The organism is Leifsonia aquatica (assembly GCF_014190775.1).
Taxonomy (GTDB): Bacteria; Actinomycetota; Actinomycetes; order Actinomycetales; family Microbacteriaceae; genus Leifsonia; species Leifsonia aquatica.
The window spans coordinates 1-15,669 of record NZ_JACHVP010000009.1 but is presented as its reverse complement, the minus strand read 5'-3'; the positions used below and the strand labels follow the sequence as shown (position 1 = coordinate 15,669).

Here is a 15,669-nt window from a genome sequence, read left to right as displayed (position 1 = left end):
CCGGCTCAACGCCGTTCGCAGCGTCGCGGAGGCGCGCCAGGCGCTCGTCGATGTGCGCGAGCAGACCGACCGCGAGCTGAGCGAGCTGCAAGCGAGGATCGCGGAGCGGATCGCCAACGCAGAGCGCGACGACGTGCGCGCCTACTCCGCCGCAGTGAGCGCCGGATGGACCGCGGAGGAGCTTCGCAAGATCGGGTTCTCCGAGCCCGACAAGAAGGCTCGCACCCGGCGACGCGCAACGCGCAAGCCAGCGAACCGACCCGTCTCCGAGGCGGCCACCGAACCAGCGCAGGAGACGTCCTCGCAGGGTTGACCACGCACTCACGAAAGGCCCCACGTTCCGCTCTGCGGCGTGGGGCCTTTCGCATGCCCCCGCGCTGCGGGGGTTGCACTCCGCTACGAGGCCGTCAAGGGCGCTACGCGTCCCTTCGGGAGAGCCCTACGGGCTCCCCTTGACCGCCTCTCCACTGCGTGCAAGTCGGCCAGTGTTCCGTTGAAAGCAGCCAGCTCGTCGCAAGCGCCGAACTGCCAACTTTCAATCGGACACACAACAACCGGAAGGCCGAACGATGAACAGGGAAACCGAGCAGATCGAGAACATCGGAGGGTACGCCGTACCCGTCGACCCGATGGACGAGATGGGATGCGACTCGTGCCAGTGAACGACGACCAGAAGCGGCCCACGATGCTCACACCCAAGGCCCTCGCCGCGCAGCTCGGCGTCGACGTCGAGCACCTGCGCCGCCTACGGGATCAGGGCATCGGGCCGGCCTACATCCGCATCACTCCCCGCACCGTCCGATACCTCAGCTCAGAGGTCGCAGAGTGGCTGAACGACGAGCAGTGAACAGCTCCGATTTGGGGGATTTTGGGCTAGGGGATGAATTGCTCGGGCAGGCTGAACATGCGATCTAGAAGCGGCTCTAAATGCGCGATTGCAGCTCGGTGCTGTTCCTCCGTGAACTCCTCGATCAGAGGCGGGTCGTCGTCCGTCCAGCCGGTGGCTTCTGCCGCGATCGTCAGATCCCATCGGTTCCACCGCAACCGTCCTTGTTCGCGTAGTTGCTCCTGGAACTGTCCCTCGATTCCGAGCGGTCGGAACCGGTTGGCGTCGTTGGGCGACAGAGCCCCGCGCACCTGGTCGATCGCGAGGGTGTATCCGGCGATGAAGGCTGTTACCCGGTCGAACCGGATCGGCAATCCCAGGAACATGCCAGGTCGCTTGATGAACGCGCCCGCCATGATGAGCTGTGATGGGGCGCTCGCCTGGTGTTCACTCATCGTCCATACCTCCTTCAGGCCGACGGCTGGCTCTGGTCGTGCTTCGCAAGCGCGCGCGCGACGGATGACTTGCCGACGCCGAGCACGGCCGCGATCTGTGCGATGCTGTCGCCCTGCTCACGCATCCGCGCGGCCGCGGCGGTCCGTTCCGCTGTCATCACCGAGGGTCGGCCTCCCACGCGACCCTCAGCGCGCGCGTGAGCCAGGCCCCGTACGGTGTTCTCCCGGATCGTGTCGACGCGGAGCTGCGCGAACACGGCAACGATGCCGAACAGGGCTCGGCCCATCGGGGTTGTCGTGTCGATGTCCGGCTCGGTGAGGCTCTTGATGTTCACGCCCCGCTCGTGCAGGTCCGTGATCGTCTCGATGGCCATCTTCTCGCTGCCCGCGAGGCGATCGAGCCGGCGCACCAGCAGTGTGTCGCCGGGGCGCAGGTAGTCCAGGCATGCGAGCCACTGCGGGCGGTCTTTCACACGGCTGGACTCGCCGTGGTCGACGAACACCCGCCCGGCGCCTGCCGCGCGCAGCTCGGCCTCCTGGGCTGCCGGGTTCTGGTCATGACGCGACACCCGCGCGTATCCGACAACGTTGCTCATCGCCCCATCCCTCGATCCATGCCATACCGAGCTCCGGACGTGTGGGGGGCACTCCCGCGCTCCTGGATGCCGCCTGCCGGCGGCGTTCTCCGCGTGGCTTCAGTAGCGGGTTGCGGAAAACTCGCGTGTAGCGCCGAGCTGACGCCCGCCGTGCTCGACAGGGACGGGCTCTGCCGTGGAGCTTCGGAGCTCATGAGCCTGGCACCGAGATAATCGGCCAGCGGCTTGGTGTTGCCGACGACGGCGCGCAGCCGAGCGGTGCGCAGCTCGTCCACGTTGACGCGCCGCCAGTCGATCGGGTGCCCGGCTCGCTCAGCGAGCACGGTGACGTAGAGGCTTTGGCTGCGCGTGTTCCCGTCACGGTAGGGATGGATGGCCGAAAGGTCCCCCCAACGGTCTGCGAGCCGCGCAGCGAACGTGTCGGCGTCCAGCCCCGTCAGGTAGTCCTCGCGGTCGAGCTGGTCGAACAGGCGAGTGAGGTTGGGCTCGATGTACTCGGGACGGCAGTACGCGATCCCGACCCCGGTCGCTTGCACGTCGACGTCGCGGAGCTTACCGGCGATGCCAGGCACGATGCGCTCGAACAGCCGCGTATGGATGCGGCGCAGGTAGTCGTAGTCCAACCGATCCGGCGTCGGCTCGGTGCGCAGCTCCGCCATTGCGACAGAGGCATAGTCGTTCATCGCGGCATCGAGCCGGGCGGCGTTGCGTATCCCCTTCGAGTTGACGAGCACTCCCCCGCTGTCGGGGTAGGTGTACTTGTCGTCCTCACTCACCCTTGGGCGTACTTCGCGTCCAGCTCGACGTACGCCTCAGCAGCGGTCACACGACCGTCGAGGATGCGACGAGCGCGATCAAGCGCTTCGTGATCCGGGAAGTGACCGGCAAGCTGCTGAGCCTTCTCAATCATCGACAGCTCGCCATCAACGTCGACAGTCGGTTGAATCGTCGCGGTGCTGCGGGCCATGCTGGCTCCTCTCGCCTGTTCCGTCCATTCTATCACTTATCCCGAAAACGTTATAGGCGGCATTTCGGGTCAAATTGGTTTCGGGACTGAGTTTCGGGACGGGATTTCTCGGCTGTGACTTTGGTCGCTGTGTGGCGGTTTTCTGGCGGTTCTTGGTGGCGGCTTGGTTGTGAGTCGCGGCGCTAAATGGCGGCTTTCTGGCAGCGCTATTTGGCGCGGTCGCGTTGGAGTTCTCGGTAGATCGTCGCGCGGGAGACGCGCAGCAGTTCGGCGAGCTCGCTCTGGGTGTGAGTGCCGGCGGCGTGGAGGGCGAGTAAGTGCTTGCGCTGGGCTGACGAGAGTTTCGGCTTCTTACCTTTCAGTCTGCCGTTGGCGCGGGCAACGGCCATTCCTTCGCGGGTTCGCATGCGGATGAGGTCGGCTTCGAATTCGGCGACCATGCCGAGGACGTTGAACAGGAGCCGGCCTACCGGGTCGGTGGGGTCGTAGATGCTGCCGCCGAGGCTGAGCGTGACGCCTTTGCGGGTGAGTTCTGCTGCGATGTCGCGTGCGTCCGGTAGGGAGCGGGCGAGCCGGTCGAGTTTGGTGACCACGAGGGTGTCACCGGAGCGCACCGCTGCCAGTGCCGCGCGCAGCCCGGGCCGCTCTCGGTTGGTGCCGGTCAGCCCGTGGTCGACGTGGATGTTCTCGACATCGACGCCGAGCGCCCTGAGCGCGTCGCGTTGCGCGGTGAGGTCTTGTTCGGCGGTGGAGACGCGGCCGTATCCGATCAGCATGAGAACAGTGTTGCAGTTAGCGTCCCATCAGCGGGCATTTCATCGGGCGGGTCTAACGGGCATTGACCTTCGCCCGCACTCCCGCGTGATGACGCGGTTCACACACGCAGGCCCCAGCAGTCGAGGACTGTGCGCTGGTCGACCGCCTATCGGACACGCGATTGCAACTCGTCCGCGTCGTTTGGCGACAGCTGATCATCTTCGTCGTCGCACTGTCGGCCGTGGTCGCCGGGTGGGAGGCGATCGACCGGTTCGTCCATCCGCGCCCGGTGGAGAACGCGTGGTGGCTGATCGCCGCCGGTCTGGTCGGCTTCGCCGGCAACGAGCTTGTCGCAATCTACCGAACCGCGTTGGCCGGAAGATCGGCTCCGCGGCGCTCGTCGCCGACGGTGTGCACGCGCGACTGGATGGCATCACCTCGCTGTCGGTTGTGCTCGGCGCAATCGGCGTCCTTCTCGGGTTTCCGATCGCCGACCCGATCATCGGCCTCCTCATTGCGATCTCGATCCTGATCCTGCTGGGGGGGACCGCGAAGTCCGTCGGGGCGCGCCTGATGGATGCTGTCGACCCGGGTCTGATCGACCGCGTCGAGCGCAGCTTGACGCACACGAAGGGCGTGACCGGTATCCGGAGCGTCAAGCTGCGCTGGGTCGGCCACCGGCTCCTCGGCTCGGCAGTCATCACGACGAACGCCGAAAACCTCCGCGACGCCACGCACGTGGCAGAGCACGCGACCGAACACGTCCGCGGCGAGCTGCGCAACCTCGACGAGTTCGTCGTCACCCCCATCGCCGCCGATCGCTGATCAAACCGTGCGCCTTGAGAGGCGGACTTCCGGCGGATACGCAAGGCCACGACGGGACCACTCACGGCTCCTGGTCAATAGAGTGCCGTCTTGAGCAGGATCACCAGAATGCCGAGTAGAGCGCTGATCAGCGCTGCGGTTATGCAGGCCCACCATGGTCGAGCGCGAAGCCAGAGGACGAGGTAGCCCAGCAGAGCAAGCATGACGACGGCGACCCAGAGTGCGATCGATATGCCGGTGTCGGTCGTCATCACACCGAAGGCCGCGAGCAGCAGGGGAATGGATGGGACGACGGCTGCCTCCAACATGCCGCTGGATTCCTTCAGCGCTTGTCTGATCGAATCTCTTATCCGGTCTCGGAGATGGTCGGCATGCCCGTGGGAACCGAGCGCAGTCGAATAGACGTGAGCGACCCAGAACACGACGACGCTGACGACGGCGAAGATGAGCACTTGCCATGCCGAGCTTGATTCCTTGAGACCGATCGAAGTCGCAGCGACGACGCTCGCATAGACGATCGTGCCGTAGATCGCAGCGGGGGTACCGATGTGCCCCAATAACGTACGGCGTGCGTCGTCGGTCGGCGCGTGCGAGGGTGGGCTCAGTGAGCCCCGACCGGTCATGGTTCACATCATCCGTTTGCCGGTCCGCGGTGGCAAGAGGAGCCGCTGCGCCGACGAAGTGCGACCGATGGGCTCTGAGAGGGGCCTCTCACAGTTGAACTGGGTACGCTGAGCCGAGCAAATGGAGGTAGAGGTGAGTAGAACGCTGCGCGTGGTGCACATCTTCCTACTCGTCCTTGTCGCCGCGGTGATCGCCGGCGTCGGCTTCGGCCACTCTTCCGATGCAGCACACGCAGCCGTGGGCACGTCTTGGTCACAGCCAGTGAGTGTCGGCGACACGGATTCCAATCACAGCGATTCCGAATTCTGCGCGGCGTTGTGCGCCACGGCGGGCGCTGCGACCCCGATTCATGATTCGTTGGTCGTGGTCGAAGTCCGATTCAGGACCGAGCGGCCGACGCCGGCTGCTGTGGCCATTCCGCAACGAGAGTCGCCCGCGCCGCCTTCACTGTTGGGACTGCTGGGCATACTTCGAATCTGATCACCGTCCGTTCCGGGATTTTGCACGCGCACGCCCTGCTCGGCGAGCCGTGTGTTCGACGGTTTGTGAAGGTGAAGATGGACGACTTTTGGACCAATGCTCTGTGGTCTCTGACACCAACGGTGTTGGTGGGACTCGTTTTCTGGTTCGTGCTGCGATCAATATTTCGCGCTGATCGGCGTGAACGTGAAGCGTACGCGCGCGAGGAGAAGCGGCAGCGCGCGCAACGCGTGTCGGCAGCCGGTTCCGCGCAGGCCGGTGAGCAGGATCCGTCGTGACCGGGGCAACGTCGACGCGATCCGCCCCAACGCGAGGTGCGATCGCTGCGCTTGCCGCTCTCGCCATTACAGCGTTGTCTGCTGCGCTGGTGCTGGCATTGCTCACCGTCCAGCCGGATGGGTCGATCTTCAATCCGGGGCCGGCGGTGACGTATGGGTTGCCGGCTGTGAAAGTGGTCGTCGATCTGGCGGCTGCGGCCACGATCGGTGTGCTCGTCGTTGCAGCTTTCTGCGTACCGGTCGGATTACGGTCGTGGAACCGGCTCCTGGACGCGGCGCCCTGGTGTTCCGCCTGCTGGCTGGTCGCCAGCTGCATTGCTGCGGTCATGACCTCGATCAGCTTGACGGGGCCGGTTGAGGCGAACATGCTCGGTCCTAGCCTTGCTCAGTTCTTCACACAGATCGCGGTCGGCCAAGGGTGGTTCGCCACAATCCTGATGACTGCGACGATCAGTGTTGTGGCGTTCGCGGCCCGTGGGCAGGCAGGCGTGGCCGCGGCTGCCATCTTGGCTTTCGCTGCGCTGGTTCCACTCGCGCTCCAGGGGCACGCCGCCGGGGCTGGAAATCACGTCACGGCGACGGTTGCGCTGTGGCTGCACGTCGCGGGAGCGGCGGTGTGGGTTGGTGGTCTGGCCGCGGTGGTCTATGTCGCGACCGTTGATGGGCGCACATTTGTTGCGTTGGTGCGTCGCTATTCAGCGATCGCACTGGCGGGGTTGTGCGCGGTGACCATTTCCGGGTTGGCAGGCGCACTCGTTCGTCTGAGCGATCCAGCACAGCTCCTGACCACGGACTACGGTCGGCTCCTGTCCGTGAAGGTGGTCGCCCTCCTCCTTCTGGTGGCGTTCGGATGGGCGCAACGAACCTACGTGATTCGACGGTTCGGTTCCATGGATGCGCCTGCGCTGCGGCGCCGGCTCGCCTTTGGCTCCCTCGCTCTCTGGGAGCTTGTGGTTATGGGCGTCGCGATGGGGACAGGAGCAACGCTCTCTCGGACAGAGACTCCGGGTGGTCAGATCCTGTTGGCGACGAAGGCTGAGCAGCTCACTGGTGACCGGTTACCGTTGGCACCGGGCATCGCCCGGCTCATGGACGCGTGGGTGTTCGACGCCGCAGCGGTGCTCGTTGTAGTCCTCGGCTTTGGGTCCTACCTCTACGGCGCGATCGCGGCACGTCGAAGCGGCAGCTGGCCCCGATCGCGGATGGTCGCCGCGATCGGGTGTGCCGTGGTCATCGTGTTCGCGTTCTGTTCGCTTCCCGGGGCTTATGCAACGTTCTCGTTTGCGGCGTACACGACTCTGCTTCTGCTCGGTGGTGTGCTTTCGGCAATTCTGGTTGTCGCAGCGCAGCCGATTCGCTTGCTTCAGACGGTCGTGAGACTTCGGGGGGACGGCAGCCTCGGTACGCGCGAATGGACGAGCTGGGTACTAGGAAGTCGAGCGATGGCAGTGCCGCTCCGGACGCCGTGGCTGTCGGCTTGTGCTCTGGTTGTGCTGCTCGGCACCGTGTTTCTATCGCCGTGGCTGGGTTGGGCGGTGCAGGACCCGGTGGGCCGGACCCTCACGACAGTCCTGGTGTTCGGGGTGACGACGCTGTTCGCTGCGTCACTGTTGCGCACGCTCGGCGAAGGACAGCGCCTGTTGGCGCAGGCGGTGGGGATCGCCATGGCGGTGGTCCTGGCAGTGGGCTTGCTCGCGGTCGTGGTCGCTTTCGTCCCCGGAGGTATCCTCCCTGCGTGGTACGGGGTGACCTTGCCCGCGTTGGGCGTGACTCCCGCGCTCGATCAGCTCATCGCGGCCGTGCTGCTCTGGGCGATCGCCGCCATTGCTGTGTTCGTGCTGCTGCTGGTTTTGGGTCAGCGGGTGGTCGAGGCTCGGCCGGAGTCTCCAAGACCGGAGCGAGCCTGAGATGGATGGGCCTGTGTACTTGCCGGAGGAGCCACCGGGCTTGGAGGCCTTCCTAACCTGGGCTCCGCAACCGGTGCCGCTTCTCCCAGTGGTAGGCGTCCTTCTCGCCCTCGCCTATGGGTGGGGCGTTTGGTTGCTAGCGTGCCGGCGTATTGCATGGCCGTGGTGGCGCACCACTCTCTTCGTGACCGGCTGCGGAGTTCTCGTCGCATTGACCGGTACGGGGCTGGAGGGCTACGGCTATCGGATGTTTTCGGTGTTCATGTTTCAGCAGCTCACCCTGATGATGACGATCCCGCCGCTGCTGATTTTGGGGGCGCCGGGCACGCTCCTACTGAAGGCGGCGCCGGCGAGGGGGCGTTGGCGCCTCGTTCGGCGATTGGCTCTCACCGGTCTGAGGTCCCGGCTTGCCCGTCTGCTGTTGCATCCGGGGTTCATGGTCCCGCTGTTCCTGATGGTGTTCTACGGGCTCTATTTCAGCGGCATCGCGTCGACATTGCTGGGATCCGTGGCCGGGCACCTCTCACTCGAGGTGGTGTTCTTGGCCGCGGGCGTCCTCTTCACTCTGCCGCTGATCTCTCCTGACCCATTGCCACATCGCCAATCGCATCTCGGTCGCCTGTTGGACATGTTCATCGAGATGCCCCTTCATGCGTTCTTCGGGGTGATCGCGATGATGGCGACCGTACCGCTGGTGGGCTTCTTCGCCCGGCCGCCGGCGGCGTGGAGCGTTGACGCTGTTGCTGATCAGCGCATCGCTGGCGCGTTGGCGTGGTCCTATGGTGAGCTGCCGTCGCTGATTATCGTGCTGATCCTGTTGTTCGCGTGGGCGTCCGACGACACCCGCCGAGCGGAGGCCGCCGACCGCCGGAAAGATGTGGAAGGCGACGCGGAGCTCGATGCGTACAACGCTTGGCTGTTGCGGCTGAATCGCCGCTGAGCAAGCTATTCCTTGCTGGCGCGTCGCCGGTTGAGTTCGGTGGCGAGCCAGAGTCCGCCGCCGGCGAGGATCAGCACGACGATGATGATCACGACCACCAGCGCGATCGGCGTCCCGGAGGACGAGTTCGCGGCCGTCGGGGGGCTGGTTGGTGAGGCGACAACGGAGGGGGTCGGCGTTGCCGATGACGTCGGCGTCACGGTCGCGGTGGCAGCGGCCGGGATGGGCCCGGCGTAGCTGAAGGTGTAGCTGCCGTCGATCGGATGCCCGTCGGCGGAGACCGTGCGCCAGGACACTGTGTAATCGCCTTGATCGGTCATCAGAACGGCACGGGACAGGGTCCGGTCCTGGATGCGGAGTTCGCCGGTGGTGACCTCGTGGCCGCCCGGACCGACGGCCTGGATGACGATGCCGCCCTGGAGGCCGCTCAGCGGTGCCTCGTTGAAGGTCAGCACGATCTGGTCCAGCTTTTCGGTGACGGTTTGGCCTTGGGCCGGATTGGATTCAGTGAGAGCATCGTGTGCTTCGGCAGGGGGCGCGGTCAGGCAGTTGGCGACCAGAGCGAGCGCGACGACTCCCAGGAGGGCAAGGACCCTCCACAGGAAACGGCTGGGCTCGGCGGCGGCGCTGGGGGCAGTCATCAATGGTCCCTGTGTTACTCGTGTGCGGAATGCTCGTGGCGGCTGTGCTGCGGGGGCTCGAACTGGAAGGTGGAGTGTTCGATACTGACCTCGAAGTGACTTGCAACGCAGTCCTGCAGCTTGTCCAGGAGCTCGGGCAGACGCCCGTTCTCGAAGGTATCGGGTTCCACGATGACGTGTGCGGTGAGGACCGGCAGCCCGGTGGCGATCTGCGTGGCGTGCAGGTCGTGGATGTCGACTACCTCCGGCAGCTCCAGGACGTGATTGCGCACGGAGTCGAGGTCGAGGCCGGGCGGTGTGGATTCCAGCAGCACGCTGGTCGTCTCCCGCAGCAACTTGAACGCACGCGGGAGGATCAGTACTCCGATGAACATTCCGGCCAGCGCGTCAGCGGCACCCCATCCGGTCAGTCCGATCAGGATCGCAGCGACGATGACCGCAACCGAACCGAGCGCGTCGTTCATCACCTCGAGGAAGGCGGCGCGGAGGTTGAAGTTCTCGCTTCGGCTGGAGGCCAGCACGGTCAGCGAGGCGATGTTGCCGACCAAGCCGATGATGCCGAAGACCAGCAGCTCGGTGGAGGGAATCTCCGGCGGCTCGAACAGCCGCCGAATGCCCTCGATCAAGACGAACACGCCGACCCCGAGGAGGACGGCGGCCTGCGCGGTCGCGGCGAGCACCTCAGCCCGCCGGTAGCCCCAAGTGCGCTTGTTCGTAGCCGGTTTGGTGCTCAGGTACGACGCCACCAACGCCATCGCCAGCCCGGCAGTATCGGTAAGCATGTGGCCGGCGTCGACGAGCAACGCCAGGGAGCCGGTGAGGACCGTGCCGACGACCTCGGCAATCAGGATGACGAAAGTGATGCCGAACGCGATCGAGAGGCGAACGCGATGGCGTTTGGCGGCCTCGCCGAAGAGTTCCATCGTGCTGCCATGGTCGTGGCCATCCATGCGACCTCCTTTCGCCATCACCCACTTTACGTCAATACATGCGAATATGTAAATTAGTTAATGTAGTTGAGAACCGTAATCAGAACCGTTCTCGGTACGATGAAGAATCGAGGAGCGAGTCGTGGACGAATTGACGTTGAACATCGAGAGCGCCGGCGAGCTGGCGGAGGTCTTCCATGGCCTGGCATCGCCGACGCGCTTGCGCGTGCTCGCCAGACTTCGGCAGAGTCCATCGAGCGTGACCGTCTTGGCGGAGGAGCTGGAGATCGGACAGGCGACGCTATCGAACCACCTGCGCATCCTCCGCCAGGCAAAGCTCGTCATCGGCGACCGCGACGGACGCTCCATCACCTACCGGCTGTTCGATGACCACGTCGTCGAGTTCTTCGACCAGGCACTGCTGCACCTCGGCCACGCCCAGCCGGGCGGCGACTAGGGCGTGTTGATAAACCCGGTGTTGAGCCAGTGGAGGGTGGCGGCGAGGCAGAGGGCGGCGTGGTAGTTGCGGGCGGTCTTGTCTGATCTCATCGCGAGGCCCCGCCATTGTTTGAGCCGGTTGAAGCAGCGTTCGACGACGTTGCGTCCGCGGTAGCGTTCCCGCTGCTCGGGCCCGAAGTCGATGGGCCGGCCCGGCTTCCGGCGGCGGTGCGCGATCTGGTCGTCTCGCTCGGGGATGGTCGCCGCGATCTGGTGCTGCCGCAGCCAGGCCCGGTTTGCTTTGGAGGGGTAGCCCTTGTCCGCCAGGACGCGCTCCGGCCGCAGCCTGGGGCGCCCGGCGGTCGGCACCCGGATCTCACTCAGAGTGGCCGGGAGCATGATCGTGTCGGCGACCTGGCCGCCGGTGAGCACAAACGCCAACGCCCGGCCACGGCCGTCGCAGACCAGGTGGGACTTGGTCGTCAGGCCCCCGCGGGAGCGGCCGATCGCATGATCAGGCGGCTCCGTCCCGAACTTCGTGTAGTTCGATCGGGCCCTTTTTTGGGCGCGGCAGCGTGGCGCCGTGCTGGTGCACACGCACGATCGTGGAATCGATCGAGGCCACCCAGTCCAACTCGCCAGAGGCGTGCGCTTGTGACTGCACCTGCTCCAGGACCCTCGCCCACACACCCAACTTGGCCCACCGGTCGAACACCTTATAGACCGTGTTCCACTTCCCGAACTGCTCCGGCAGATCCCGCCACGGCGCCCCCGTTCGATACCGCCAGGCCGTCGCCTCCACGACCTGGCGCGGATCGACCGGCGGCCGGCCCGTGGCCGCGGCCTTCGGGAACAGCGGCCCGATCACCGCCCACATCTCATCCGAGATCACATCACGCGACACAACACCCAGCCTCGCCGAACGAAGACCAAAAGTCGTTTATCAACACACCCTAGTCGCCGAAGAGATCCCCCAGCCAGCCACCGCGGCGCTTGTTGCCGTAGCCGTTGTGGCCGGAGTTACCGTGGCCGGCGTTTCCGTGGCCGCTCTTGTTGTGATGTCCGGATCGATTCGGGTCCGACCATCCTTGCGGGTCAGCCGGGGCGGCGTATCCAGTCGATGGGCTCTGGGTCAGTGAGCGTTCGATGATCTTGTCGAGCTCGCCCCGATCCAGCCAAACGCCTCGGCAGGCGGGACAGTAGTCGATCTCGATTCCGGAGCGATCGGAGAGCAGGAGTGTCTCGCCGTCAACGGGACATTTCATGGTTCTTACCCTTCTGGTCGGTATGGTTGCCGGAGCGTAGGGGCCTCGTCTGAGAGTCGGCTGATCGCGGACGCGACTCGGATGCGGCAGTCAGGAGCCGTTTGCTACGCTTCCCACCAAAAGCTGGCTGTTATCGAACTGTGACCGTGGAGGTGAGGTGAACGCGCTGAGTGCAAGAGGAATCCGACGCTGGGTCGTCCTCGCCGTCGCAGCGCTCACCGTCGTGTTCGCTCTGCTGCTGGCGCACATGTTCGAAACGGCACACCCGGTCAACGAAACCGCCGGGCCCGCGGCATCCGCCATTGAGGGCAACGCCGCTCCGGCAGCAGCAAAAGCCGCCGCCGCCGCGCTCGCTTCATCAGAGAACGGCGTCCCACACGACCAGGTGCTGGTCCTGGGGTGCGTCCTCGGACTTGCTGCGGCCGCCTTAGCTCTAGCCCTGTTCGTGGGTTTGCTGCGACGAGACGTCCGCCTGACTCTTCTGCGCGTCGTGCGACGCCTGGGCGCGTCATTGCAGCTCGAGCGACCACTCGCGCCTTCTCTGGAATCTCTGGCCATAAGCCGGACCTGACGACACTTTCGCGCACCCACGGTGCCCTCGTCGTTCTTGTCCGTGCCCGCATAGGGCCGAGTCCGGAAACCCTAAATGCTCATCACCCGCCGCGCGCGGCCGGTTCGCCGCGCAACCTTCACCCCCGCCCCCGCTGAACCTCGATCACGTCGTGAGGCTCTCTCCGCTGAACGGAGCGTCCCAAGACGGCGACGCCGCAGCCGGCCGCGCTCCAAGGGTCGGCCTGCCCGCCGTTCCCTGCTACTTCCTCTGGCGGGGGCCGTCTTCGCCGTGACTTTGAGCGTGGCGACCTCGGTTCCAGCCGAAGCTGTACAACCTGACGGCGCCCTCGAAACGGTGGCCGACACCATCGTCGCGGGTGTGCCGCAGGCTATCGGGCAGACCGGCGGCGCAGCCGTTCCGGTGAATCGTGACGCACCCAGCGCGACCTCAGAAGCCGAACTCAAGGCTGCGGCGCGAACGGACCCCGCGGGCACTCTCGTGGGCAACACGCTTGGCCCGATCCAGTGGCCGTTCGCCGGCGATGTCCCGATCAGCGACGGCTATGGGTCGCGCTCCGCGCCCTGCTCCGGGTGCTCCAGCAACCACAAGGGCCTGGACATGACCCCCGGCGGCGGCACCAAGATCGCCGCGATCGCTGACGGCGTGGTCCGTTCCGCCGAAGAGTCCGATGTCGGGTTCGGCGTGAATGTGATCATCGACCACCGGGTCAATGGTGAGCGATTCGCAAGCCTCTACGCGCACATGCAGTTCGGGTCGTTGCAGGTCCGGGCCGGCGACCGCATCGCGGCTGGCCAGATCATCGGACGGGTCGGCACGACGGGCGCCAGCACCGGCAATCACCTCCACCTGGAGATCTGGGCGAACGGCGAGACACCGATCGACCCGTACTCCTGGCTCCGAGCACGAGCGAGATGAGTACCACCATGCCGAAACAGCCACGCCGGAAGCCACAGCCGACCCGCCGGCTTTCCGCGCGATTCTGGGCCAACACCATCGTCATCGCGCTCGCCTTCATCGTCGTGATCGTCATCGTGCTCGTCGGCCGGGCGCAATCGGCATCGAAACAGGACGCAGCGCCCGCCGTAGTGCGAGCCGACAGCCGAATCCTGCAGAAGGCGCCGACGGACAAGGTGACGGTGGTGGAATTCCTCGACTTCGAGTGCGAAGCCTGCGGCGCCGCCTACCCCGTGGTCGAGCAGCTGCGTGAGCAGTACAAGGACCGTGTCACATTCATCGCTCGCTACTTCCCCATCCCGAGTCACAAGAACGCGATGAACGCGGCGATGGCTGCCGAAGCAGCCGGCCGTCAAGGCAAGTTCACCGAGATGTACTCGAAGCTCTTCCAAACTCAGACGCAGTGGGCCGAACGACAGGATGACCAGTCGACTGTTCTGCGATCTGTGGCCGAGTCGCTCGGCCTGGACATGCGCCAGTACGACAAAGACATCGCCGACCCGACACTCCGGATCCGGGTGATGAAGGATCAAACCGACGGTGTCCAGCTGGGTGTGGCGGGTACACCAACGTTCTTCCTGAACGGCGAGAAGCTCACGCTGACCTCCACAGAGCAATTCGCCGCCGAGCTGGAGAAGGCGTGGCGGCGATGATGTTGGGCGACCGCCGGATCCGCCGCCAGATGCAACGGCTGTGGAGGACACCAGAAGCACACGAGACCATCCCGGCAGCCGTGTACCGGGAGCTGATCGAAGCAGCGACCGCGGCCTCCGTCCAGCTCCAGGTCCTCCTCCGCCGCAGGCCCGCAGACTCTGACGTGGAGCTCGAGGCACTCAGCGACGACATCGACACCCTCATTCGGATCATCAAGCGTCATCGACCAACCCGCTGAATCGAGAAGAATCATGTCCACTACTAACCGGCCCGTCCTCATCGCCGCTACAGCGGTCGCATTGGCGGCACCCCTGTTGCTCTCCGGCTGCTCGATCGGGGACACCGTATCCAAGCAAGCGCAGAACGCCGCCTGCCCCTTGGTCACCCCGATCACCGACAAGGTGGCATCCGACATCGATGCCGCCTTGAAGTCCGCGGTGCTCGACCCCGCGGCGGCCCTCGACCAGCTGAAGGCCGCCCGGACGATCCTGGCGCCGATCGCCGATCAACTGCCCGCGGGGAAGCAGCAGACTGCCGTGCAGAACGTGGTCGACACCATCGACAAACTCATCCCCGTCTTGAAAGCGGAATCCACCGGGTCGTCGACGGGCACCAGCTCGGACGTGCTCACCAAGAAGCTCTCCGAACAGATGAAGGCGCTGACCACCCTATGTTGACCGAACAAGCCGTAGAGACGGCGACCACTGGAGACGTCGACCGTCGACGCGTGGCGTTGCGTGCGCTGTCCGCAGGCCTTCTCGCGATTGCTGTAGACCAGGCAGTCAAGGGCATCGCCATCCTTTCACTCCCGTATGGCCAGCCCGTGCCGACGGTGATCCCCAGCCTGGATCTCAATCTGGTCCTGAACGCTGGAGCGGCGTTCGGGCTCGGCGCCCGAGTCGGCCCCCTGTTGGCGGCCGGAATCCTCATCGTCCTGACCGTCCTCACGGCCTGGATCATCCGACGAGTGATTCGTCGGGAGAACCCGACGGTGACAATACTGCTCGCGATCGCCGCCGGTGGCGGCTGGGGCAACATGGTCGACCGCGCGCTCCGAGGAGAGCACGGCGTCCTCAGCGGTGCCGTGGTCGACTACCTCTCCGTCAGCTGGTTCGCCATCTTTAACCTCGCCGACGTCTTCACTGTGGGCGGCATCGCGGCCGCGGTAGTTGCCGCAACTGTCCAAAACCGCCGCGCGCAGGGCGTCGCGGCGGCGACCGTTCACGACACGGTGACCGGCGCATGACCGGGACCCTCTCCGCACTCTCGACGGTGGCACTCTACGTCGCGATGGGCTTCTACACGGCGGCTTTCGTGGTCTTCTCCATCGACCTGGCCAGACGCGGAGCCGAAGCGACAACGACCGTCCCCAGCGCGGTCGCACGACGGATCGCGGCAACACAGCCACCGACGACCGTTGTCATCGGCGAGGAATCCAGCGAGCAGTCGACCAAATCGAAAGGAGCGCCGTCCCGCGCCGCCCGCGGCGTCACACGATGGGCATTCGGTCTGACGATCGCGGGCTTCGCCTTCCATCTCATCGCGACGGTGCTGCGCGGA

Annotated in this window: 24 protein-coding genes and 2 pseudogenes; 16 read left to right on the top strand and 10 right to left on the bottom strand. The window is 65.4% G+C overall.

All coding sequences use genetic code 11. The features are described 5' to 3' along the window. From FHX33_RS21330 to FHX33_RS21320, 3 genes are all read left to right on the top strand, one after another. On the top strand, window positions 1-313 hold a 313-nt coding region (locus tag FHX33_RS21330), incomplete at its 5' end, for a hypothetical protein (protein WP_183428954.1). Window positions 314-569: 256 nt separating this feature from the next. Then, window positions 570-662 carry a hypothetical protein gene (locus tag FHX33_RS21325; RefSeq protein ID WP_039921996.1) on the top strand — a complete coding sequence of 31 codons (93 nt, stop codon included), beginning with the start codon at window positions 570-572 and terminating at the stop codon, window positions 660-662. Next, window positions 653-847, top strand: coding sequence for a helix-turn-helix transcriptional regulator (locus tag FHX33_RS21320; RefSeq protein ID WP_211235395.1), 195 nt, complete (start codon window positions 653-655; stop codon window positions 845-847). Before FHX33_RS21325 ends, FHX33_RS21320 begins: the two co-directional genes overlap by 10 nt. A 26-nt stretch (window positions 848-873) precedes the next feature. Here the strand turns inward: FHX33_RS21320 and FHX33_RS21315 are convergent, their stop codons facing one another. The 5 genes from FHX33_RS21315 to FHX33_RS21295 form a co-directional block, all read right to left on the bottom strand. Next, complete coding sequence (locus FHX33_RS21315) at window positions 874-1,281, bottom strand: hypothetical protein (protein ID WP_021762753.1); 408 nt, start codon at window positions 1,279-1,281, stop codon at window positions 874-876. Between the two features lie 14 nt (window positions 1,282-1,295). Beyond that, window positions 1,296-1,877: a recombinase family protein gene (locus FHX33_RS21310; RefSeq protein WP_021762754.1), complete on the bottom strand. Its 582-nt coding sequence runs from the start codon at window positions 1,875-1,877 to the stop codon at window positions 1,296-1,298. Next, the gene (locus FHX33_RS21305; protein WP_021762755.1) at window positions 1,874-2,653 is read right to left on the bottom strand and encodes a Fic/DOC family protein; all 780 of its coding nucleotides are present in this window, start codon (window positions 2,651-2,653) and stop codon (window positions 1,874-1,876) included. Before FHX33_RS21305 ends, FHX33_RS21310 begins: the two co-directional genes overlap by 4 nt. Further along, on the bottom strand, window positions 2,650-2,844 hold the full coding sequence (locus tag FHX33_RS21300) for a hypothetical protein (protein WP_039921998.1): 195 nt from the start codon (window positions 2,842-2,844) through the stop codon (window positions 2,650-2,652). The genes FHX33_RS21305 and FHX33_RS21300 overlap by 4 nt, the downstream gene beginning before the upstream one ends. A 206-nt stretch (window positions 2,845-3,050) precedes the next feature. Continuing rightward, window positions 3,051-3,620, bottom strand: a complete 570-nt coding sequence (locus tag FHX33_RS21295) for a recombinase family protein (RefSeq protein ID WP_021762757.1) — start codon at window positions 3,618-3,620, stop codon at window positions 3,051-3,053. Between the two features lie 283 nt (window positions 3,621-3,903). Here FHX33_RS21295 and FHX33_RS21290 point away from each other — a divergent pair, with 283 nt between their 5' ends. Beyond that, the gene (locus tag FHX33_RS21290; RefSeq protein WP_308458017.1) at window positions 3,904-4,425 is read left to right on the top strand and encodes a cation efflux transmembrane domain-containing protein; all 522 of its coding nucleotides are present in this window, start codon (window positions 3,904-3,906) and stop codon (window positions 4,423-4,425) included. 74 nt (window positions 4,426-4,499) lie between these two features. Here the strand turns inward: FHX33_RS21290 and FHX33_RS21285 are convergent, their stop codons facing one another. Beyond that, on the bottom strand, window positions 4,500-5,048 hold the full coding sequence (locus FHX33_RS21285; RefSeq protein ID WP_039922000.1) for a hypothetical protein: 549 nt from the start codon (window positions 5,046-5,048) through the stop codon (window positions 4,500-4,502). A gap of 151 nt (window positions 5,049-5,199) precedes the next feature. Here FHX33_RS21285 and FHX33_RS21280 point away from each other — a divergent pair, with 151 nt between their 5' ends. From FHX33_RS21280 to FHX33_RS21265, 4 genes are all read left to right on the top strand, one after another. Continuing rightward, on the top strand, window positions 5,200-5,529 hold the full coding sequence (locus FHX33_RS21280; RefSeq protein ID WP_021762760.1) for a hypothetical protein: 330 nt from the start codon (window positions 5,200-5,202) through the stop codon (window positions 5,527-5,529). 77 nt (window positions 5,530-5,606) lie between these two features. Next, window positions 5,607-5,807, top strand: coding sequence for a hypothetical protein (locus FHX33_RS21275; RefSeq protein ID WP_081703938.1), 201 nt, complete (start codon window positions 5,607-5,609; stop codon window positions 5,805-5,807). After that, the gene (locus FHX33_RS21270) at window positions 5,804-7,714 is read left to right on the top strand and encodes a cytochrome c oxidase assembly protein (RefSeq protein WP_081703939.1); all 1,911 of its coding nucleotides are present in this window, start codon (window positions 5,804-5,806) and stop codon (window positions 7,712-7,714) included. Before FHX33_RS21275 ends, FHX33_RS21270 begins: the two co-directional genes overlap by 4 nt. Window position 7,715: 1 nt before the next feature. Next, complete coding sequence (locus tag FHX33_RS21265) at window positions 7,716-8,654, top strand: cytochrome c oxidase assembly protein (RefSeq protein WP_115698372.1); 939 nt, start codon at window positions 7,716-7,718, stop codon at window positions 8,652-8,654. Window positions 8,655-8,659: 5 nt separating this feature from the next. Here the strand turns inward: FHX33_RS21265 and FHX33_RS21260 are convergent, their stop codons facing one another. Further along, a complete protein-coding gene (locus FHX33_RS21260) occupies window positions 8,660-9,295 on the bottom strand; it encodes a copper resistance CopC family protein (RefSeq protein ID WP_021762764.1) in 636 nt (211 codons plus the stop codon). 14 nt (window positions 9,296-9,309) lie between these two features. Beyond that, entirely contained in the window at window positions 9,310-10,245 is a 936-nt protein-coding gene (locus FHX33_RS21255) for a cation diffusion facilitator family transporter (protein WP_021762765.1), read from the bottom strand. Window positions 10,246-10,366: 121 nt separating this feature from the next. On the opposite strand from FHX33_RS21255, the gene FHX33_RS21250 reads away from it, so the two are divergent. Continuing rightward, window positions 10,367-10,681 (top strand): ArsR/SmtB family transcription factor, encoded by a 315-nt coding sequence (locus tag FHX33_RS21250; RefSeq protein WP_021762766.1) that lies wholly within the window; start codon window positions 10,367-10,369, stop codon window positions 10,679-10,681. Here FHX33_RS21250 and FHX33_RS21245 read toward each other — a convergent pair. Both FHX33_RS21245 and FHX33_RS21240 read right to left on the bottom strand, forming a co-directional pair. After that, window positions 10,678-11,539: pseudogene (locus FHX33_RS21245) on the bottom strand (IS5 family transposase). The gene FHX33_RS21250 and the pseudogene FHX33_RS21245 sit on opposite strands and share 4 nt — an antisense overlap. Before the next feature lie 76 nt (window positions 11,540-11,615). Continuing rightward, the gene (locus tag FHX33_RS21240) at window positions 11,616-11,927 is read right to left on the bottom strand and encodes a TFIIB-type zinc ribbon-containing protein (protein ID WP_081703940.1); all 312 of its coding nucleotides are present in this window, start codon (window positions 11,925-11,927) and stop codon (window positions 11,616-11,618) included. 157 nt (window positions 11,928-12,084) lie between these two features. Between FHX33_RS21240 and FHX33_RS21235 the strand changes: the two genes are divergently transcribed. From FHX33_RS21235 to FHX33_RS21205, 7 genes and pseudogenes are all read left to right on the top strand, one after another. Beyond that, window positions 12,085-12,498 (top strand): hypothetical protein, encoded by a 414-nt coding sequence (locus FHX33_RS21235; protein ID WP_021762769.1) that lies wholly within the window; start codon window positions 12,085-12,087, stop codon window positions 12,496-12,498. 336 nt (window positions 12,499-12,834) lie between these two features. Further along, a complete protein-coding gene (locus FHX33_RS22020) occupies window positions 12,835-13,416 on the top strand; it encodes a M23 family metallopeptidase (protein ID WP_051336951.1) in 582 nt (193 codons plus the stop codon). Beyond that, window positions 13,413-14,108 carry a DsbA family protein gene (locus FHX33_RS21225; protein ID WP_021762771.1) on the top strand — a complete coding sequence of 232 codons (696 nt, stop codon included), beginning with the start codon at window positions 13,413-13,415 and terminating at the stop codon, window positions 14,106-14,108. Before FHX33_RS22020 ends, FHX33_RS21225 begins: the two co-directional genes overlap by 4 nt. Beyond that, window positions 14,105-14,347, top strand: a complete 243-nt coding sequence (locus FHX33_RS21220) for a hypothetical protein (RefSeq protein ID WP_155829005.1) — start codon at window positions 14,105-14,107, stop codon at window positions 14,345-14,347. The genes FHX33_RS21225 and FHX33_RS21220 overlap by 4 nt, the downstream gene beginning before the upstream one ends. Before the next feature lie 13 nt (window positions 14,348-14,360). Then, window positions 14,361-14,786 carry a hypothetical protein gene (locus FHX33_RS21215; protein WP_021762773.1) on the top strand — a complete coding sequence of 142 codons (426 nt, stop codon included), beginning with the start codon at window positions 14,361-14,363 and terminating at the stop codon, window positions 14,784-14,786. Next, window positions 14,780-15,355, top strand: coding sequence for a signal peptidase II (locus FHX33_RS21210; RefSeq protein ID WP_021762774.1), 576 nt, complete (start codon window positions 14,780-14,782; stop codon window positions 15,353-15,355). Before FHX33_RS21215 ends, FHX33_RS21210 begins: the two co-directional genes overlap by 7 nt. Beyond that, window positions 15,352-15,669, top strand: a pseudogene (locus tag FHX33_RS21205) (c-type cytochrome biogenesis protein CcsB); the annotation flags it as partial. The gene FHX33_RS21210 and the pseudogene FHX33_RS21205, both read left to right, overlap by 4 nt.